The following is an 18,210-nucleotide window of genomic DNA, read 5'->3' on the forward strand; positions in this document are numbered from 1 at the left end:
ATCATACCCCATTCATATCGTGGTAAAAACGACCAAGATGACGGCCCTGACGATTTTGATGATTATTCTGGCCTACCTGGGTGGTTCACTATCCAGTGCTGTGCTGGTCTCCCGCTGCAGCGGTCTGCCCGACCCGCGGGATCATGGCTCCCACAATCCGGGGGCAACCAATGTGCTGCGCCTCGGTGGCCGGATGGCGGCGCTGGTGGTGCTGTTGCTCGATGTGCTAAAGGGAACCGCGCCTGTCTATCTCGCCTGGTATCTGCAGATAAAGCCGGTCTACCTCGGCTTTATCGGGGTGGCCGCCTGCCTTGGCCACATGTACCCCATCTTCTTTCATTTTCGCGGTGGCAAGGGGGTGGCGACGGCCCTGGGCACCATGATGCCGCTTGGCTTCACCATGGGGGGGGCGGTGATCGGCACCTGGCTGCTGGTACTGCTGGTGAGTGGCTACTCTTCGCTGGCCTCCATCATTACCGTGCTGCTCACGCCACTCTTTACCTACCTGCTCAAACCTGAATACACCCTTCCTGTCTCGTTGCTCTCCTGCCTTATCCTGATCCGCCATCACGAGAACATCTCCCGCCTGCTCAAGGGGGAAGAGCCCAGAGTCTGGCGGCGAAAAGGAGCAAAGCAGAAAGAGGAGTCGTAGCGACTCTGCAGGCAACCCTTTGGGGGGCAGAGTTGGTCATGATCCGCCGTGTTGGTCAGTTATGGGCCAGTTCGGCCAGGACGCAGGCGACGGCCAGCAAGTCGGCACTGCCGCCAGGGCTCAAGTGCTTGGCGATCAGCGCTCTGTCCATCTCTTGCAGTCGTGTCCGGTCCCAACCATTGTTCAGCAGGTTTTGCGCGTAGTTCTGAACGTAGCGCAGGCCAGCAATGCCGCCTCGGGAGACCAGGTTACTGTCATTATTGGTCGCCATCAGTCTTAACAAGGCATGGTGCAACTGTCGCTCCCCCTGCTCGGCATGCCAATGTGGCAGGACGAAGCGCCTTATCGTAGCAAAACCGCTTTCCACTTCACCGCGCGCCCCCGTCAGGGCAAATTGCTGAAATTGACGCTCCCCCGCTGTGCTGGGATGGGGTGTGTGTTGCAACTCTCGATTGACCAGTCCCTGACAGATTTCACTGACCGTCCGGCAGACATTGTCGCTGGTCACGGGCCGGTTTTGCCCCTGCAGACGACCAGCGGCAAAGCAGAGCAGACCCAGTGAAAAGATCCCGCCTTTATGGGTATTCACCCCGCCCGTTGCGTTGAGCATATCCTGTTCGCAGGCCATCCCTGCCGGGCGTACCAGCGCCAACTGTCTATCCGGGGCCTGTTGGGCATTTGCTCTGCCCATCTCTTCAAAGATGGTCAGCCAGGGGGTGATTGCGGCAATGCTGCGCAAGAACAGCGGGTAATCCATATCGGAGTGTGAGCCCGAGTTTGCCTGATCCACCAAACCCGGTTTGGGGGTCAAATCCAGCTCCTGAAGCAGTGCCCGGGCCGCGATAGCCGGGACATCGATGGCATGGTGTTTAAGGGCGAGTGAAGCAGTCATCGATTAACTCCTCGATTCGTCTGACTAGCTCTGGGAGCGGATGGCGGCGGGAGCGGGCACAACCGTGAGCCGGTTCATCACATATCAGGCACTGGCGCAGAGGTTCGCCCAGGGCACGTCGTCCGATCTGGCCGGACTGATGACAAATGACATCGAGATCCCACAGTCTGCCAAGGGGGTGGTTTCGTTCCAGCGCGACACAAGCGGTTTTAATGTCGGTGGCGGCGTGGGCAATCGACCATAGCGCTTCCGGGCCCGTGGGTAGCCACAGAACCTGGTGGTCCAAAACTTGCCATTGCCGGACTTGCAGGAGTTGATGGCACTGTGTGATGGCGGTTTGCATGCATTGGCGGTAACGGGGGCTATCTTTTATGGCCCCCGGCGTGACCAGGGTGAGTGAAATGATGGGGTGCTGGTAACGTGTCAGCCACGCTTGCTGGCGTGCTGCGCGGCACTCCTTTGCCGCCAGCAGTTGCTCCAGGCTGACCCCCGCCAGAGCGGGGGACTCTTGATCACTGATCAACTCTCTTTCACCTCTCGTACCGTATCGATGACACTCCCATCGCGATAGCGGATCACGCCGACAATCTTGTCGGTAAATTCGATCGCTTTCGGTTTACCCGTCAGCGAGATGGCTTTCTCATAAAGTGCCTCGATATCGACCAGTTTCAGCCCCGCAGCGGCCAGCCGCGCACGAATTTCCGGACGTGCCGGATTCACCGCGATCCCGTGATCGGTAACCAGCACATCAATGCTTTCGCCCGGCGTCAGTCGGGTGGTGACCTGTTTCACCACGGTCGGGATGCGGCTGCGCAGCAAGGGTGCCACCACTATGGTGAGATTGGCTGCCGCGGCGACATCGCAGTGACCGCCGGATGCGCCACGCATCACCCCGTCCGAGCCGGTGATCACGTTGACGTTAAAATCGACGTCAATCTCCAGTGCGCTCAGGATGACGATGTCCAGTTGGTCGCAGCAGGTCGCCTTGCTGCCCGGGTTGGCATAGACGTTGGTGGAGATCTCAATGTGATTGGGGTTGCGAGCCAAAGAGGCGGCGGCTTGGCCATCAAAGCATTGGGTATCAAGCAGCTTTTCAATCAGCCCTTTTTCATGGAGTTCGACCAGGCTGCCGGTGATGCCGCCCAGAGCAAAACGGGCTTTGACGCCATTGCGCTCCATTTTTTCTGCCATGAAGCGGGTACAGGCTGTTGATGCCGCGCCGGAGCCGGTCTGCATCGAGAAGCCATTCTTGAAGTAACCCGAATGTTCAATCACATCGGCGGCAAAGCGGGCAATCAGCAGTTCGCGCGGGTTGCTGGTGACGCGGGCTGCGCCCACGCTGATTTTTGCCGGATCCCCCACGCTCTCCACTTTGACGATGTAATCGACCTGATCCTGAACCAGGCTGGCGGGCATATTGGGGAAGGGCACCAGCTCTTCGGTCATCAGCACCACATGACGGGCGAAGTGGGCATCGACCATCGCGTAGCCAAGCGAACCACAGCAGGATTTGCCGTGGGTGCCATTGGCATTGCCAAACTCGTCGCTGCAGGGAACGCCAAGAAACGCCACGTCGATCTTCAGTTCGCCATCTTGCAGCAGCTTGACCCGTCCGCCATGGGAGTGGATCTGAACCGGTTCATCCATCAGACCATGGGAGATGGCGTCGGCCAGCTTGCCGCGCATGCCGGAGGTGTAAATCCGGGTGATCACCCCGTTTTTGATGTGCTCAATCAGCGCGTCATTACAGGTCATCAGGGAGCTGGAGGCCAGGGTCAGATTTTTGAAGCCCAGTTTGGCCAGCGTAGCCACGACCTGATTGATCACCTTGTCCCCTTCGCGAAAAGCGTGGTGGAACGAGATGGTCATGCCATCTTGCAGGCCGCAACGTGCAACCGCCTGCTCCAGGGATTCACACAGCTTGCGATTGTGCTTGGCTGACTGATCACCCAGCCAGGGGGTTGCGTTGTAGGCACCGGCGAACGGAGTCAGTGCCCGCAGGTGAGGAAAATTGATATGGAGTTGTTCAGTCTGTTTCATGGTTGAATCCTTAACGGCGCACACCGGAGGCAGCGGCGCGCTCCAGCACTACTTGGGCGTGATTGATAATGGGGGCATCCACCATTTTCCCGTTGAGGGAGACCACCCCCAATCCGTTGCGTTCACCCTCTTTGGCGGCCTCAATGATCCGCTGCGCGTGTTCGACTTCCTGTTGTGTCGGGGCATAAGCGTTATGCAACAGGTCGATTTGACGCGGGTTGATCAGGGATTTGCCGTTAAAGCCCATGCGGCGGATCAGCTCGACTTCCCGTAAAAAGCCAGCCTCGTCATTCACATCCGACCATACGACGTCAAAGGCATCGATACCTGCGGCACGGGCTGCATGCAACACGGCGCAGCGGGCGTAAAACAGCTCGGTGCCATCTCCCCGTTCGGTTTGCATGTCCATGACGTAGTCAAAGGCCGCGAGGGCGATCCCGATCAGGCGCGGTGAGCTGCGGGCGATGGCGACCGCATTGATCACGCCAACCGCGGATTCGATGGCGGCCATCACTTTGGTCGAGCCAACCTCCCGGCCACATTCCCGCTCGATGCGCTCCAGATGGCCTTCCAGCTCATGGATATCATCGGGGGTATCGGTTTTCGGCAGGCGGATCACGTCCACGCCACCCCGGACTGCCGCTTCCAGATCGAGCAGGCCAAAGGGGGTGTTCAGTGGATTGATGCGGACCACGGTTTCGATATCCCGATACATGGGGTGCTGCAAGGCGTGGAAGACCAGCAATCTGGCCGAGTCTTTCTCCCGCAGTGCGACGGCATCCTCCAGATCAAACATGATGGAGTCGGGATTGTAGATAAAGGCGGTCGAGAGCATGGCGGCATTGGCCCCCGGCAGGAACAGCATGCTGCGGCGAAGTTTTTTCATTGCAGTTTCTCCCAGGCAATCTGCGGCGCATCGGTGGCACGCAATATTGCGCTTTGCAGGCGGGCACGAATGACACAGTCCAGCGCCCCTTTATCCTCGATGATGATCAGTCCCCGGGTGATGCCCATGGCATCGAGCGTGCTCTCCACGACCTGGCGGATCTGTTCGCCAAACTGTTTCATCACTTCGCTGTAAATTTCGATCTCCAACGCCTGGTCAGAGGGGGCAATTTTTACCATCAGGTCGCTGGACTCCTGAGTTCCTGCCAGCGCCTCTCTTACTATGTTCATGGTGAATTCCTTAACTGCTATGCGACTTCCGCGCTGTAATGGGTTTCGAGATAGGCAAGGGTGCTCTCGGGAACGATCTTTCTGATCCGGGAAAAGAGCTGCTGCTGAAGCAAGCGGCGGACCTCTGAGGCTGAGATCGCTTTGTCGGCATCCTTGATGCGCGGTATTTCCACCACATCAATCGAGCCCGCCAACAGGTCATGCAGCGTCTGATTGTATTGTCGGGAAATCTGGCAAAACGGCTCCGTGCCGATGAAGCGATGGGTAATGCCCAGCGCGGGGGCGATATGGTCGCGAAAGGTAATCACGTCTATTTCGCTCCAGGCTTGCTGCACCTTGCCGCTCTCTTTCAGGAAGTAGGTCGGAAATGTGGCGCGGGAGATGATGTATTTCGAACCTTCATGAATGGTCACATTGGCCAGGTTCGCCACCCCGGCACGCACCATCTGCAGCCGGGCGTGGAATGGGAAAAAGGAGGCATCTTCCCGTACGACAAACAGATGAACCCAGTCGCACTGTCTGGCCGCTTGGGTGATCAGGTGATAGTGGCCAAGGGTGAACGGATTGGCATTCATCACAATGGCGCCGACCCGCTTGCCTTCATGCCGGTAAGGGAGGAGCGAACGACAGTAACGGTCAACGCCTGCGGGGGTGTTTTCCATCAGAATGGCATCATCGCCACTTTGGGCGATGGGCCAGAATCCACACTGTTCAAAGCGCTCCCGGTTGGCCGGTTTGGTACAGAGGAACAGGTGAAACTGGCCCTGTTCCAGGGCCAGATGTTCTACTTCTGCCAGCAGCCGGGTGCTCAGGTTGGCACCGCGCAACTGCTTGTCGACCGCTACGCATTTGATGACGTTGTGTGCCAGACCGGCGCATCCCACCAATTTGAGGCCTGACCAGGCCTCGACAAAGAGGGTGATGTCGGCATCCAGCCCCAGACCATTGTCCGCGAGCAGACTACGTAGCCGCTCAAGGCGTTCCGGCTGTTTGGCAACGTCAGTCAATCTGAAGTCAATTGTGGGTAGTGACTGCATAATCTTGTCCGGGTTCTCTTACGCCGCACTTTGCACATCAGCAGGTGATTCGACGATCACATTGCTCAGGCGGCCAACATGTTCAATTTCGACCTCGATGCGATCTCCGGCTTTCATGAACAGTGGCGGATTGCGTTTTTTGCCAACACCACCGGGTGAGCCGGTGATGATGACGTCACCCGGGCTGAGGCGAGTAAAGGTACTGATGTACTCGATCAGGTCAGCAACCTTGTGGATCATGCTGCTGGTATTGTCCTCCTGCACCATGATCCCGTTTAGCCAGGTGCGAATGGCCAGTTGATGCGGGTCGGGGATCTCGTCAGCGGTAGTCAGCCACGGGCCGAAGGCTCCTGTTTGCCGCCAGTTTTTACCGGCGGTAAACCAGGTGTGTTGCCAGTCACGGGCTGAGCCATCCATATAGCAGCTATACCCGGCGACATGGCTGAGGGCATCCTGTTTGGCGATATGCTCGCCGCCTTTGCCGATAATGACCGCCAGCTCGCCTTCATAATCGAATTCGCTGGAGTGATATGGCTTGATGACGGGGTTATTGTGGCCAGTCTGGGAATCAGCAAATCGGACAAACAGCGTGGGTGCCGGATTATGTTGATCAAACTCCTTGCGCTTGGCGGCGTAATTCATGCCGACGCAAAGAATTTTCCCAGGCTGTTCAATGACCGGTAAAAAGGTAATTGCCGCAATATCCAGATCAACCGGATCATGTTGATAGTTTTCCGCTTCACCGAGGGCATTGGCATCAAGCAGTGACTTTAGATCGTTATAACGGTGGCCAAGGCGGCGGCCTAAATCGACCACCCCTTGCGCACGGACAATGCCGTAGCTACTCATACCCTGATACATAAAACTGGCGAGTTTCATCGCGTCTTCCTTACTACTTCTATTCAATCAAATGAGGAAATTGCCTAATACCAGCAGTGCAATCGAGACATTGATTGCACCGCCAATACGGGTTGCAATCTGGGCGAATGGCATCAAGCTCATGCGGTTGCCGGCAGTCAGAATAGCCACGTCACCCGTTCCGCCCTGACCGCTTTGGCAGCATGAGACAATGGCGACATCAATAGGGTGCATGCCGATTTTTTTACCGACGAAGAAGCCGGTCGCAACCAGTGCGGATACCGTGCTGATAATGACCAGCAGGTTGGTCAGGGTGAAGGCATTCACCAGCTCTTGCCATGGGGTGATGGCGACACCTACCGCAAACAGCACGGGGTAGGTCACGGATGTTTGGAAGAATTTATAAACAACCTGGGAGCCTTCCAGAATTCGCGGGGAGACACCGTGGGTCAGTTTCACCAGCACGGCGATAAACAGCATGCCAACCGGTGCAGGCAGACCAATCAGTTTATGGCCAAGCATGCCGAGCATATAAAGCAGGACCGCCAGCAATACCCCTGAAGCCAGGGTCGTCACATCGGTCTTGCCGGTGAATGCGCCAGACAAATTGGCGATTTTGTCATCGCGGTTATTGCTGTTGGGCATTAACTGGCCTTCGCCGGTCAAATGTGGGTAGCGTTTGCCGAGCTGGTTCAGGCAACCGGCAATAATAATCGCAGTCAAACTACCCAGCATAACCATTGGCAGAATGCGGCCAAGGGCTACCCCTTGATCCATATGGAGGAGCGTGGCATATCCGATAGATAGTGGAATTGCGCCTTCTCCCACCCCTCCAGCCATGATTGGCAAGATAATGAAGAAGAAGATCTGGAATGGTTCAAGGCCTAATGCCAGGCCGACCCCCATACCCACGATCATGCCAACAATTTCGCCACACAGCATCGGGAAGAAAATACGCAAGAAACCCTGGATCAGCACCTGGCGATTCATGCTCATAATGCTGCCAACAATAATGCAGCAGATATAGAGATAAAGAATGTTGGTGGACTTGTAGAATTTTATTGTGGATTCGACGACTGAGTCAGGTAGCAAACCGTAGTAAACCAGCGCAGACGGAATAAAGGTCGCACAAATCGCAGCAGCACCAAGTTTGCCAACAATGGGGAGCCGTTTGCCAAATTCACCACAGGCAAAACCAAAAAATGCCAGTGTGGCAACCATAACAACAATATCACTGGGTAATTTACCACCGAGGCAATCAATAGCAATCAGTACTCCAGCCAATATAAAAAGAGGCAGTGGGATAATACCTACCTTCCAGGTATCCATGATGTACCACCACCGCTCCTTGAGAGAGACCGATTTGGTATTTAGTGCGCCTGGTGCATCCAGGTTGTCTATTGCGCTCATAGTCAAGCCATCCTTTCAGTGATTTATCATCGCCAAGATATAGACATCCTTGATTGCGTAGTGTGAGTGGCCGCATGATAAAGTCATGATTTTAATGGTGGCTATGGACTTTATGGTTTCTTTTTATCCAGCGTGATCGAGTTCATTTTTTATGGTGTGGTTTTTATGGTTTCTTTTCAATTGTGGCAAATTCTGTAACAAGGCGTCCTAATATCATTAATTGTCTTGCGGATTGTCTCCCGAGGGACACCAGCATGTTGTGCAATAGCTCACAACATTTTTGCAGCGAACAACCATATCGCATAAAAGCTGATAAGCTAATTGCTGGCTTTTATTGTTGTATATAATGTTATGAAAATGTCGTTCCAAATCAGATTGTTTGTCTCGTTGGCGTTGTTTTCTCTGGTACTCTCGCTGGTATTGGGGGGTATGTATTACGCAAGTTTTAGTCGCCAGTTGTATGAGCATATGGGGGAGCGCGCAAAAATACAGGCAGAAGAGATTGCCTTGATTCCGACATTACGCCTCGATGTGCAGGAGAATGACACAGACTCGATTAAATTGTTGATGGAGAAGCTGGCTGCGCGTAGTGATGCCAGTTTTATTGTCATCGGCGATACGCAAGGGCGCCATTTGTACCATTCGGTGTCTGATGATCGGGTGGGTACCGCTCTGATAGGCGGTGATAATGCGGAAGTGTTGGCTGGCAAAAGCATCGTGACTTTGCGTCGTGGCGGCTTGGGCGTCTCCCTGCGCAGCAAGGTGCCAATTAGAGATGATGCCGGGCGCGTTGTTGGAATTGTCTCGGTGGGATATTTGACGAGTTATCTTGATGGCATTACCGTCAACAAGGTGGTCCATATATTGATGGCTGCACTCTTTTTATTGGTCGCACTATTTATATTCTCATGGTATTTCACTCGCAGTATCAAAAAGCAGATTTTTTCGCTGGAGCCACGGGAAATAGGCTTGCTGGTTCGTCAGCAAAAAGCATTGATGGAGTCGATTTTTGAAGGTGTTATTGCCATTGATAGCCAGCTGAACATTGAGGTGATTAACCACGCTGCACGAACCCTGCTTGATTTGCCCCAATCGGCCAGCTCTTTACGTGGCCAACCAATTGGAACAGTGATTACTCCGGTGTCATTTTTTGATGAAACGCGCATGTTGACCCATGATACTCATGATGAGATTTGCACGTTTAATAATGTGACTGTATTCGCCAGCAGAGTCAGGATTATGCTGGGGGATGATTTGCAGGGGTGGGTAATTACATTTCGAGACCGTAAAGAAATCGACTCTCTAAACGCTCAGTTGAGTCAGGTTCAACGATATGTTGATAATCTCAGGATCATGCGACATGAACAACTGAATCGGATGGCTGCTTTGTCAGGAATGCTGCATATGGGGCGCTATGATGATGCCATTCGTTATATCCAGGCGCACTCTGAATATGCACAAGAGCTGCTTGATTTTATCTCGTCGCATTTCAGTTCACCGACAGTGTGCGGTTTGCTGCTGGGCAAGGTTTCACGCGCTACCGAGAAAGGGGTGGTGTTACAATTTGATCCAGCTTGCTCGATGACGAATGAGTTTGGCACGCTTGCGGAATCTGAACTGATATCGATTATTGGCAATCTTCTGGATAATGCCATTGAGGCAACCCAACGTGCACCATTACCTCATGCTCCGGTAGAGATATTGATTAAGCTGACGCAGCGAGAATTGATTGTCGAGGTGGCTGATCAAGGTGTTGGAATTAATGATGATATTAGAGATCATATTTTCCAGCGAGGGGTGACAACCAAGATTAGTGGTGACCATGGTATAGGCCTGTATTTGGTCGATAGCTATGTGACGCAGGTGGGTGGTTCCATCGAGGTGACGAATAACATACCCCGTGGAACAATATTTTCCATCTTTATACCCGTGACTGAACATATTAATAATTCAGGGCTGGAAACACATTATCATGCGATATGAACCGATAGATGTCCTTATTGTTGAAGATGAGAATGAGCTGGCACAGTTGCATTCGGAGTCGATCCAGAAGCATCCCCGTTTACGGCTGGTAGGTATTGCGTCATCACTGGCAGATGCTCAGGCACAGATCGCCAGCAAACAGCCACAGCTGATTTTGCTGGATAACTATTTACCCGATGGGAAAGGCATCACGCTCATCAATCACCCGGATCTGCTGGCCAATACCTCGGTCATTTTTATTACCGCTGCCAGCGATATGAATACGTGCAGTCAGGCGATCCGTAATGGGGCATTTGACTACATCCTGAAGCCCGTATCATGGCGGCGTCTTGACCAGTCTCTTGAGCGCTTCGTTCAATTTACCGAGCAACAGCGGCTTTGGAAGATTGTTGACCAGAAGAGTGTCGATTCACTCTACCTGTTGCAGGCCAAAAATTATCGTCTGGATAACAGCGCCAAGGGAATAGAAGAGAGCACGCTGACCTTGGTGCAAAAACTGTTCAATGATGCGGACTGCCAATTCTTTTCCGTGGATGATGTAGTCAGCGCCACAGGGCTCAGTAAAACCACCACCCGCCGTTACCTCGAGCACTGTGTCGAGAGTGGTTTTCTGCGGGTTGATATGTTGTATGGCAAGATCGGTCATCCGCGGCGGATCTATTGTCGCGTGGTGGAGGGGGGTGATACTGGCCAGACTGACTGACGCCATGTGGCTGTGCCCATTGTCGAGACAGGTGTGCCCCGGGGTATCAGGGCTGCCGAGTCAGTCGCCGTGATCCTCATATAATGGTGCCCCCCTCTTGCTTCTGTGCGGGGCGATTGTGGTGGTGTCTACTGGCATGGGGTTGCGGGTGTGCTTTGTTCTACGCCAAACGCCCAGCCATGACGGTTGCCAATAAGGGAGAGGCTCTCTACTTATCTTGCCGGTCGCCAGTTGTTCCGATGGCCTCTTTTATTGCTCTCTGGCGGCCCCTGGTTCGGAAAAATGCCGAAAAGTGCTCATAGTTGGGCAAGTTGCGCAAAAAAGAGACGAACGAGACAAAAAGTGAAATTTCCCGTTGACCATCCGCCTTAAAATCCGTTTAATAGCGCCCACGCCCAGATAGCTCAGTCGGTAGAGCAGGGGATTGAAAATCCCCGTGTCGGCGGTTCGATTCCGTCTCTGGGCACCAATTTTGGTGCCATGAAATAAAAAATTTGTTCATGCACAATGGTTTAAAGTGTGCCGGCTTAGCTCAGTAGGTAGAGCAACTGACTTGTAATCAGTAGGTCACCAGTTCGATTCCGGTAGCCGGCACCATTTGCCCAGATAGCTCAGTCGGTAGAGCAGGGGATTGAAAATCCCCGTGTCGGCGGTTCGATTCCGTCTCTGGGCACCAATTAAGGTTGATGAGATAGCGATATCTGGTCTCCGAAGTACAATTCCTCCTTAGTTCAGTCGGTAGAACGGCGGACTGTTAATCCGTATGTCACTGGTTCAAGTCCAGTAGGAGGAGCCAATTCAAAAAGCCCTTGTCGCAAGACAAGGGCTTTTTTCTATTGGGCCCAGCCCGTTTACAACCATAAAAACAACCATACACGCACAGATGAACCGCAGGATAGATATGGAAAATCATGTAGTTATAGAGTCAAAGGGGCGACTTGCCGCCATTCGGGACTGGCTGGAACCCGTGCTGGTGCTGCTGATCCTGGGCAGTCTGTTCGGCTACCTCGGCAGCCAGATGGGCCTCTCCGCCATGGTCAACACCCTGTTCAATACCGCCCACCAGCTGTTGCTCAATACCGTGCTCTTTATCATGGGGATCACCGTGCTTTCTGGTGCCCTCAGCCAGCTTTTGAGCGAGTTCGGGGTGATCCGCCTGCTGGAGGTGCTGCTGGCCCCGCTGATGAAGCCGGTGTTTCGCCTGCCCGGCCGCACCGCGCTGGCGGCGCTGATGACCTTCTTCTCTGACAACCCGGCTGTGATCAGCCTTGCCAAGGACAGCCGCTTTCGCAAAGGCTTCACCCCCTGGCAGCTGGTATCACTGACCAACTTCGGTACTGCCTTTGGTATGGGGCTGATCGTGGTCACCTTTATGGCCACTCTGCAGTTGCCGAGCGGTGAATCCACCGCCAGCGCGGCGCTGATCGGTCTGCTGGGCGCACTGGTGGGGTCGGTGGTCTCTACCCGGCTAATGCAGCGGATGATCCGCCCACTGGTGGGGGAGGTGCTGATCGATGATCAGCCTGCGGGCAATGGCCCCAAGGTCGGGGTGACCAAAGAGGCTGCCCCCGGCTGGCTGCGGATCCTCAACTCATTGCTCGATGGCGGCAAATCCGGCGTAGAGCTGGGGATGGCGGTGATCCCCGGCGTGCTGATCATCAGTACCTTCGTGATGTTGCTGACCTTCGGCCCAGGCGACAAGGGTTATACCGGCGAAGCTTTTCAAGGGGTTGCCCTGCTGCCAGTGTTGGCTGCCAAGGTGAGTTGGCTGTTTGACCTGCTGTTTGGCTTCCAGCAGCCTGAGCTGGTCGCCTTCCCTGCTACCTCGCTCGGTGCGGTTGGTGCCGCCATGTCGCTGGTGCCCCCTTTTATCGCCAAGGGGTGGATCACTGGCAACGAGGTCGCGGTGTTTACCGCCATGGGGATGTGCTGGAGCGGCTTTTTGAGCACTCACACCGCCATGCTCGATGCCCTCGGTTATCGCCACCTCACCTCCCGCGCCATCGTCGCTCACACCGTCGGCGGCTTGAGTGCAGGAGTGGCGGCGCACCAGCTATATATGCTGCTGGGCTGAGTCGGGTTCAGACACGGATACCAAAAGAGGCTCTGCGGAGCCTCTTTGCATTTCTCCCTGCAAGCCCTGTTCACGGGCATACCAATTACTCTTGTGGCGTGATGCCCTGCACCTTCAACCAGAATCGCTCCTGACAGTGGTTGTGAAACAGCTTGCTGGCCGGAGTGATGGGGATAGGGCTGGCGATGACCCGATAACTGATCCAGCACTCGGCACACAGCTGCTGCGATGGCGCTTCGTCCTGCTCGGTTTGCTGGCGGATAACGACCCCATTGGCAAACCAGCTGGTCGTTATCTGGTGCCGGATCACAGTGCCGCTCTCATCATGCTCGCTATAGTGTTCACTCTCTTGGCGGGTGAGGGTTACTGGGCTCGCCTGTCGATGAATGGCCCTGATATAGCTGATTAGTTGATTCATTGCCGATCTTGCCGTGAGGTTGGTCTGCGCTGGATGGGCTGCACAGGATGGGAGAGAGCTAGCCTAGCGCGCCGCATCGGCCACGGCAATGGCCTCGGCTGCGAAGAAAGCAAACCTGAGAGGGGGAGTGCAATGGGGATCCCGCAAAACAAAGCCGAGCTGCTGCTCGCCATCGAGACCAATTTCAGCAAGCTGTTCAAGGCGTTGCAGGCCGTCCCCGAGAGCCGGATGGGGGAACCGACTCTGGCAGGGCACTGTAAGGGAACCACTATGAGCGTCGCCAATCTGCTGGCCTACCTTATCGGCTGGAACGAACTGCTGATCAAGTGGATCGAGCGGGATGCGGCGGGCTTGCCAGTGGATTTTCCCGAGACCGGTTTTAAGTGGAACGAATTGGGCAGGCTGGCTCAAACCTTCTATCGGGATTACGAAGGGCTCAGCTATCCGGCGTTGTTGCAGCGGTTGGCGGCAGCCAAAGGGCGCATTATCGAACTGATTGAGGAGAGAGGTGACGAGCAGCTATATGGTCGCCTCTGGTATGAGAAGTGGACGCTTGGGCGGATGATCCAGTTCAATAGTGCTTCCCCTTATCTCAACGCCAACGGGCGGCTGCGCAAGTGGCTTAAAGGGCTGGCGATTCGGGTTTGAGAGGAGGGCGATAGCGGCTCGGGCCAGCGGCAATCCTCTTTGCCACCACATTGCCACGACAGTCCGTTGCGGCAACCACTGGCCGCCTGACTCTTTTTTGCAACGTGTCATTTCCTGTGTGCTGGTGCAGCAATCGAATAAATAGCTCCGCTATTCAAGCCACTAGCCTGCACGATGTTTTTTAACGCAGTGCTGGCCCCGCTTATGCACATCTCCTGACATCACCACCAAGGGCTGCCGTCGCGGAGAGATATCATGATCAGTACCCTGCTTCCCCTTGCCTCTATCGCCCTCAAGCTGGGCAGTCAGCTGCTTGGCAGCAGTGCCAAGCCTCAGCCAGTGCAGCAACCCGTGCAGGAGGACCGCCTGCCGCCGACCGTCCAGAGTCTGTTCCAGCGACTCGGCATCAAGGATGCCGATAGCGAACAGAATCGCTCGGCAATCAACCATTTTATGGGTGAGCTGATGCAGACCCTGGGGCAGGAGAATGGTGGCCAATCCCTCCCTGCCGCCATCGATACCGCCCGTGGCCAGCTGGCCAACGGCACCCAGAGCACTCGCCTCGACGCGTTGCAAAGCGAGCTCAATACCCTCAAGGATTCCCTCGGTGCCAGCAATCTAAACCTCGATCAGCTGCTCGGTGCCTTTAAACAGACTCTGCCCAATGGCAAGGGGGAGGGGGTTGGCAAATTGCTAAATGCCAGCGCATGAACGGCAGTGAGCAATAACAAACGGCAACCTCGGGTTGCCGTTTCTGTATTTGGTTTAACACGTTATGAGCGAGGCGATGGCGGGTTCTCCATATCGTGGGCAATTTCCACCAACCCCTTTGCTTGCAAGGCGTGAGCTGCACCTTGGCGATCCGGCTCATCCTTGTTTTGGCCAAGTTTGAACTTGCCAACCAGCCGCTCTATCTCGATTTCAATACCGACGACCGCTTGTACCATGGCCTCGATATACTCCCTAGGCGCATCCGCCATCTTCCACGGGGTTGGCTCTCCGGCCTCATGGTGACGGGTCAGATTGGCCAGCAGGCGGCGTACGAAGCGGGCATCGTCGCGGATCTGGATGCGACCGTGAGCATGCACCACGCTGTAGTTCCAGGTCGGTACCTGCTGGTGATGCGCTTTCTTGCTCGGATACCAGTTAGGGGAGATATAGGCATCTGCAGCCTTGAAGATCACCAGTACTTCGTCCCCATCCTTGGCCTCTTGCCAGAGCGGATTGTTGCGTGCGACATGGGCACGCAAGACGCCGTGCGCTCCGGTCTCCTTTGCAAACTCGAATGGCAGATGGTTGGCATCCAGCCCCTGTGAACCGTGGGTGATCAGTGCTCCTAGCGGATGTGCCTGCATCAGTTGATGCAGCGCCTCGGTGTCATCGGTGGCGAAATGAGGTGGCAGATACATGCAGATTCCTTCTATCTAGAGCTGGCATCCATTCAACAACTACAGCCATCCAGTGAGCGGCACAAGCCGTTTCGGGTACAAAAAAGAGGGCTGGCGCCCTCTTGTTGGGGTCACAGTGATTAGCTGCGTTTTGCCAGCCACTGTTCGGCGGCAGTCAGGGCCGCTTCCACTTGCTCGCGGGCGACGCCACCTTTGGCCACCCGCTTGGCCAGGGTCGCCTCCAGCTCCAGATTGGGGTAGACATCGAACCCAATCTCCGGGCTGAAGCGCTGGAATTCACCGATTGAAAGCTCTTCCAGCGGTCGGCCCACACTGATGGCAAAGACCACGGTTTCGCCGACGATATGGTGCGCTTCACGGAACGGAATTCCCTTGGCTACCAGATAGTCCGCCAGCTCGGTGGCGTTGGCGTAGCCGCCCTGCGCCGCCGCCATGGTGCGCTCGCCATTCACCTTCAGATCGATTAGCACCAGCGCCGCCATATCGAGGCAGTCGTGCCAGGTATCGAGGGCATCGAACAGCCCCTCTTTGTCTTCCTGCATGTCCTTGTTGTAGGCCAGCGGCAGCGCCTTGAGGCTCATCAGCATGCCCATCTGGGCGCCCACTACCCGGCCGGTCTTGCCACGGATCAGCTCCAGCGCATCGGGGTTCTTCTTCTGCGGCATCAGCGACGAGCCGGAAGTGACCGCGTCGGAGAGCTCGACAAAGCCCGCCTCGCCGGTGTTGTAGAAGATGAGATCCTCGGCAAAGCGCGACAGGTGGGTCATGGAGAGGGACGCCACGTGCATCAGTTCCACCACGTGATCCCGATCGGAGACCGAATCCAGACTGTTGCGAGTGGCGCCGGCAAAGCCCATGTCGAGCGCCAAGGCTTCGCGGTCGATGGCATAGGCGGTGCCCGCCAGCGCGCCGCAGCCGAGCGGGCTGGTATCTAGGCGCTTGAGGGCATCCTGCAGCCGGGAGTAATCCCGCTCCAGCATCTCCACATAGGCCAGCGCCCAGTGGGCATAGGTGACCGGCTGGGCCCGCTGCAGGTGGGTGTAACCCGGCAGCACGGCAGCCTGATTGGCACGCGCCGAATCGACCAGCCCTTGCTGCAGGGCGGTGATGGAACCGAGCAGCAGCTCGCCCTGGGCCTTGCACCAGAGTTTCAGGTCGGTGGCGACCTGATCGTTGCGCGAGCGGCCGGTGTGCAGCTTCTTGCCCAAATCGCCGACGGCGGTGATCAGCTGACTTTCGACCCAGGAGTGGATATCTTCGGCATCCGAGCTCAGGATCTGCTGGGGATCCTGCTGCACCGAGGCGAGCAGCACTTCCATCGCCTGTTGCAACTTACCCTGCTCATCGCCGGTCAACACGCCCACCTTGACCAGCGCTTTGGCCCAGGCCATGGAGCCCTGAATATCCTGCTCCGCCAACCGGTAATCGAACCGCAGCGAATCGTTGAACTGCTTGAACCGGCTATCGGCTCCCTGACTGAAGCGTCCACCCCAAAGTGCCATACTGCTCTCCTTGAATCCGTTGTCGGTGACACCTTGGCCACCGAGAATAAATTAATGTTGTAGTGTGCTAACTGGTCATCTATCCAGAGCATCAAAACAGGGTGTTTGCAATAACCATGCAAAATATGACCGACATGATTAACGATACCATGCCAGGCAATAAAAAACTGTGGTTTACAACATAGCCACCCAATCTGGTTGAGCCGGTCCGGTCAAATGCCACGCAGGCAATTTGAGCTCCTCCAGGGATAATAAAGACGGCACATGCAGCCGGTAATAATGCAATCAAAGTGTATGCTGGTAATCCCATGGCAACCCCCATCGGCATTAAGGCGATGATGGTTGCAGCCGGGCTATATATCAAAATGGATAGTGAGAACAAGATTAATCCAAACAGCATCGGATATTCATTTAGCATATTCGAGAAATTGCTGATGAACATATCGTTGTAATGACCAAATAAGGTGCCAGTCATCCACGATAAACCAAAAATACCCACCACGCCGATTAGCCCGGATTTAAAGGTTGAACCCTCGTGAAGCGCCTCGGGTGAAATGCGGCACAGAATCATGATGAGGCTGGCTGTCGTCAGCATCAAAATCTGCAAGGTGGTGGCAATCGACATGGGTTGATGATCAAACACCGGCCGCAGCCCCTCAAACGAGCTCAGTATGACGGTAGACAAGATCCCGATGGCGAAAATGGCCAAGCCAAGCCTGGCTTGGGCCGGGTTGTCGACCTGTTTTGCCGACACCTTTTGCGGGTTGAACTCACCGCTTTGCTGGCGCCGGACAAACTCTTCATCATCAGTGAGTTCGGCCCCTCTTTTATAGACAAACAGACAACCAGCCAGACACCCGAGCAGGGTGCCCGGAAGTGTAATCGTTAAAATATCGAGCAGTGAAATGTGTAACGAGGCGGCTTTTGCCAGCATTCCTACGACCACGGCACTAATAGGACTGGCGACCAGCGCCATATTGGCTGCGATCACCGACATCGACATGGCTCTTTCTGGCCGCACTCTGGCATCTGTGGCAATTTCGGCGATGACTGGATAAACCGAGAAGGCGATATAAGAGGTGCCACACAGGACGGTAAAAATATAACAAATTAATGGCCCGAGAAAGGTGATGGCATTGGGTCTGGCCCGTAATATTCTTTCTGCCAAGCCAACCAGCAGATCTAACCCGCCTGCAGCTTGTAAAATTGCGGTGCAGGTAATAACTGCGATGATAATGAGAATGACGCTGACTGAGGGGGCATCTGGTGCCAGATTGAATATGAACGAGAGGATGAATAACCCCATCCCTCCTGCAGCCCCCAAACCTATACCGCCAAATTTTCCACCAATGGCGATACATACCAGCACGACCGCTAACTGTGCCCAAAATAATTCCATAGATGCGCT

The 18,210-nt window shown here is 55.1% G+C and carries 18 protein-coding genes and 4 tRNA genes; 10 read left to right on the forward strand and 12 right to left on the reverse strand.

Annotated features, from left to right (window positions below):
- Positions 1-37: 37 nt before the first annotated feature.
- Positions 38-652, forward strand: a complete 615-nt coding sequence (plsY, locus tag ACE1BR_RS08925; RefSeq protein WP_374869572.1) for a glycerol-3-phosphate 1-O-acyltransferase PlsY — start codon at positions 38-40, stop codon at positions 650-652.
- A gap of 55 nt (positions 653-707) precedes the next feature.
- Here the strand turns inward: plsY and citG are convergent, their stop codons facing one another.
- Genes citG through ACE1BR_RS08965 form a run of 8 tightly spaced genes read right to left on the reverse strand, consistent with a single transcriptional unit; the run spans position 708 to position 8,065 of the window.
- A complete protein-coding gene (gene citG, locus ACE1BR_RS08930) occupies positions 708-1,544 on the reverse strand; it encodes a triphosphoribosyl-dephospho-CoA synthase CitG (protein ID WP_374869457.1) in 837 nt (278 codons plus the stop codon).
- Positions 1,522-2,067 (reverse strand): citrate lyase holo-[acyl-carrier protein] synthase, encoded by a 546-nt coding sequence (gene citX / locus ACE1BR_RS08935; protein WP_374869459.1) that lies wholly within the window; start codon positions 2,065-2,067, stop codon positions 1,522-1,524. Before citX ends, citG begins: the two co-directional genes overlap by 23 nt.
- Positions 2,064-3,584, reverse strand: coding sequence for a citrate lyase subunit alpha (gene citF / locus ACE1BR_RS08940; protein ID WP_374869461.1), 1,521 nt, complete (start codon positions 3,582-3,584; stop codon positions 2,064-2,066). Before citF ends, citX begins: the two co-directional genes overlap by 4 nt.
- Positions 3,585-3,594: 10 nt before the next feature.
- A complete protein-coding gene (gene citE / locus ACE1BR_RS08945) occupies positions 3,595-4,470 on the reverse strand; it encodes a citrate (pro-3S)-lyase subunit beta (protein WP_317102881.1) in 876 nt (291 codons plus the stop codon).
- Positions 4,467-4,760 carry a citrate lyase acyl carrier protein gene (citD, locus tag ACE1BR_RS08950; protein WP_374869463.1) on the reverse strand — a complete coding sequence of 98 codons (294 nt, stop codon included), beginning with the start codon at positions 4,758-4,760 and terminating at the stop codon, positions 4,467-4,469. Before citD ends, citE begins: the two co-directional genes overlap by 4 nt.
- A 17-nt stretch (positions 4,761-4,777) precedes the next feature.
- Positions 4,778-5,797, reverse strand: coding sequence for a [citrate (pro-3S)-lyase] ligase (citC, locus tag ACE1BR_RS08955; protein WP_374869465.1), 1,020 nt, complete (start codon positions 5,795-5,797; stop codon positions 4,778-4,780).
- Between the two features lie 18 nt (positions 5,798-5,815).
- Positions 5,816-6,676 carry a fumarylacetoacetate hydrolase family protein gene (locus ACE1BR_RS08960; protein ID WP_374869467.1) on the reverse strand — a complete coding sequence of 287 codons (861 nt, stop codon included), beginning with the start codon at positions 6,674-6,676 and terminating at the stop codon, positions 5,816-5,818.
- A gap of 27 nt (positions 6,677-6,703) precedes the next feature.
- Complete coding sequence (locus ACE1BR_RS08965; RefSeq protein ID WP_374869469.1) at positions 6,704-8,065, reverse strand: 2-hydroxycarboxylate transporter family protein; 1,362 nt, start codon at positions 8,063-8,065, stop codon at positions 6,704-6,706.
- 357 nt (positions 8,066-8,422) lie between these two features.
- On the opposite strand from ACE1BR_RS08965, the gene ACE1BR_RS08970 reads away from it, so the two are divergent.
- The 7 genes from ACE1BR_RS08970 (at position 8,423) to ACE1BR_RS09000 (ending at position 12,825) form a co-directional block, all read left to right on the forward strand.
- Complete coding sequence (locus tag ACE1BR_RS08970) at positions 8,423-10,048, forward strand: ATP-binding protein (protein WP_374869471.1); 1,626 nt, start codon at positions 8,423-8,425, stop codon at positions 10,046-10,048.
- Positions 10,038-10,751: a response regulator gene (locus ACE1BR_RS08975; RefSeq protein WP_374869473.1), complete on the forward strand. Its 714-nt coding sequence runs from the start codon at positions 10,038-10,040 to the stop codon at positions 10,749-10,751. The genes ACE1BR_RS08970 and ACE1BR_RS08975 overlap by 11 nt, the downstream gene beginning before the upstream one ends.
- A 393-nt stretch (positions 10,752-11,144) precedes the next feature.
- Positions 11,145-11,220, forward strand: a tRNA-Phe gene (locus tag ACE1BR_RS08980).
- A 52-nt stretch (positions 11,221-11,272) separates the two neighbouring features.
- Positions 11,273-11,348: transfer RNA gene (locus ACE1BR_RS08985), tRNA-Thr, on the forward strand.
- Positions 11,349-11,351: 3 nt separating this feature from the next.
- A tRNA-Phe gene (locus ACE1BR_RS08990) sits at positions 11,352-11,427 on the forward strand.
- Between the two features lie 44 nt (positions 11,428-11,471).
- Positions 11,472-11,547 (forward strand) — tRNA-Asn (locus ACE1BR_RS08995).
- 105 nt (positions 11,548-11,652) lie between these two features.
- Positions 11,653-12,825, forward strand: a complete 1,173-nt coding sequence (locus tag ACE1BR_RS09000) for a nucleoside recognition domain-containing protein (RefSeq protein ID WP_374869475.1) — start codon at positions 11,653-11,655, stop codon at positions 12,823-12,825.
- An 85-nt stretch (positions 12,826-12,910) separates the two neighbouring features.
- Here the strand turns inward: ACE1BR_RS09000 and ACE1BR_RS09005 are convergent, their stop codons facing one another.
- Positions 12,911-13,243 (reverse strand): hypothetical protein, encoded by a 333-nt coding sequence (locus ACE1BR_RS09005; RefSeq protein WP_374869477.1) that lies wholly within the window; start codon positions 13,241-13,243, stop codon positions 12,911-12,913.
- A 132-nt stretch (positions 13,244-13,375) separates the two neighbouring features.
- Between ACE1BR_RS09005 and ACE1BR_RS09010 the strand changes: the two genes are divergently transcribed.
- Both ACE1BR_RS09010 and ACE1BR_RS09015 read left to right on the forward strand, forming a co-directional pair.
- Complete coding sequence (locus ACE1BR_RS09010; RefSeq protein WP_374869479.1) at positions 13,376-13,891, forward strand: ClbS/DfsB family four-helix bundle protein; 516 nt, start codon at positions 13,376-13,378, stop codon at positions 13,889-13,891.
- Positions 13,892-14,146: 255 nt separating this feature from the next.
- On the forward strand, positions 14,147-14,602 hold the full coding sequence (locus ACE1BR_RS09015) for a hypothetical protein (RefSeq protein WP_374869481.1): 456 nt from the start codon (positions 14,147-14,149) through the stop codon (positions 14,600-14,602).
- Positions 14,603-14,664: 62 nt separating this feature from the next.
- Here the strand turns inward: ACE1BR_RS09015 and ACE1BR_RS09020 are convergent, their stop codons facing one another.
- The 3 genes from ACE1BR_RS09020 to ACE1BR_RS09030 form a co-directional block, all read right to left on the reverse strand.
- Positions 14,665-15,300: an FMN-binding negative transcriptional regulator gene (locus ACE1BR_RS09020; RefSeq protein WP_374869483.1), complete on the reverse strand. Its 636-nt coding sequence runs from the start codon at positions 15,298-15,300 to the stop codon at positions 14,665-14,667.
- A 119-nt stretch (positions 15,301-15,419) separates the two neighbouring features.
- Entirely contained in the window at positions 15,420-16,802 is a 1,383-nt protein-coding gene (argH, locus tag ACE1BR_RS09025; protein ID WP_374869485.1) for an argininosuccinate lyase, read from the reverse strand.
- 91 nt (positions 16,803-16,893) lie between these two features.
- Entirely contained in the window at positions 16,894-18,201 is a 1,308-nt protein-coding gene (locus ACE1BR_RS09030) for an anaerobic C4-dicarboxylate transporter family protein (RefSeq protein WP_374869487.1), read from the reverse strand.
- Between the last annotated feature and the right edge of the window lie 9 nt (positions 18,202-18,210).

The sequence above is a fragment of the Aeromonas sp. MdU4 genome, from assembly GCF_041929505.1.
Lineage (GTDB): Bacteria > Pseudomonadota > Gammaproteobacteria > Enterobacterales > Aeromonadaceae > Aeromonas.

Excerpts from the sequence above, each read along its gene's own strand:
- ACE1BR_RS08970 (WP_374869471.1), top strand. The coding sequence starts at position 8,423 with ATGTCGTTCCAAATCAGATTGTTTGTCTCGTTGGCGTTGTTTTCTCTG.
- ACE1BR_RS09000 (WP_374869475.1), top strand. The coding sequence starts at position 11,653 with ATGGAAAATCATGTAGTTATAGAGTCAAAGGGGCGACTTGCCGCCATT.
- citD (WP_374869463.1), bottom strand. The coding sequence starts at position 4,760 with ATGAACATAGTAAGAGAGGCGCTGGCAGGAACTCAGGAGTCCAGCGAC.
- citG (WP_374869457.1), bottom strand. The coding sequence starts at position 1,544 with ATGACTGCTTCACTCGCCCTTAAACACCATGCCATCGATGTCCCGGCT.
- ACE1BR_RS09015 (WP_374869481.1), top strand. The coding sequence starts at position 14,147 with ATGATCAGTACCCTGCTTCCCCTTGCCTCTATCGCCCTCAAGCTGGGC.
- citC (WP_374869465.1), bottom strand. The coding sequence starts at position 5,797 with ATGCAGTCACTACCCACAATTGACTTCAGATTGACTGACGTTGCCAAA.
- ACE1BR_RS09010 (WP_374869479.1), top strand. The coding sequence starts at position 13,376 with ATGGGGATCCCGCAAAACAAAGCCGAGCTGCTGCTCGCCATCGAGACC.
- ACE1BR_RS08960 (WP_374869467.1), bottom strand. The coding sequence starts at position 6,676 with ATGAAACTCGCCAGTTTTATGTATCAGGGTATGAGTAGCTACGGCATT.
- plsY (WP_374869572.1), top strand. The coding sequence starts at position 38 with ATGACGGCCCTGACGATTTTGATGATTATTCTGGCCTACCTGGGTGGT.
- ACE1BR_RS09030 (WP_374869487.1), bottom strand. The coding sequence starts at position 18,201 with ATGGAATTATTTTGGGCACAGTTAGCGGTCGTGCTGGTATGTATCGCC.
- ACE1BR_RS09020 (WP_374869483.1), bottom strand. The coding sequence starts at position 15,300 with ATGTATCTGCCACCTCATTTCGCCACCGATGACACCGAGGCGCTGCAT.
- ACE1BR_RS08975 (WP_374869473.1), top strand. The coding sequence starts at position 10,038 with ATGCGATATGAACCGATAGATGTCCTTATTGTTGAAGATGAGAATGAG.
- citF (WP_374869461.1), bottom strand. The coding sequence starts at position 3,584 with ATGAAACAGACTGAACAACTCCATATCAATTTTCCTCACCTGCGGGCA.
- ACE1BR_RS08965 (WP_374869469.1), bottom strand. The coding sequence starts at position 8,065 with ATGAGCGCAATAGACAACCTGGATGCACCAGGCGCACTAAATACCAAA.
- argH (WP_374869485.1), bottom strand. The coding sequence starts at position 16,802 with ATGGCACTTTGGGGTGGACGCTTCAGTCAGGGAGCCGATAGCCGGTTC.
- ACE1BR_RS09005 (WP_374869477.1), bottom strand. The coding sequence starts at position 13,243 with ATGAATCAACTAATCAGCTATATCAGGGCCATTCATCGACAGGCGAGC.
- citE (WP_317102881.1), bottom strand. The coding sequence starts at position 4,470 with ATGAAAAAACTTCGCCGCAGCATGCTGTTCCTGCCGGGGGCCAATGCC.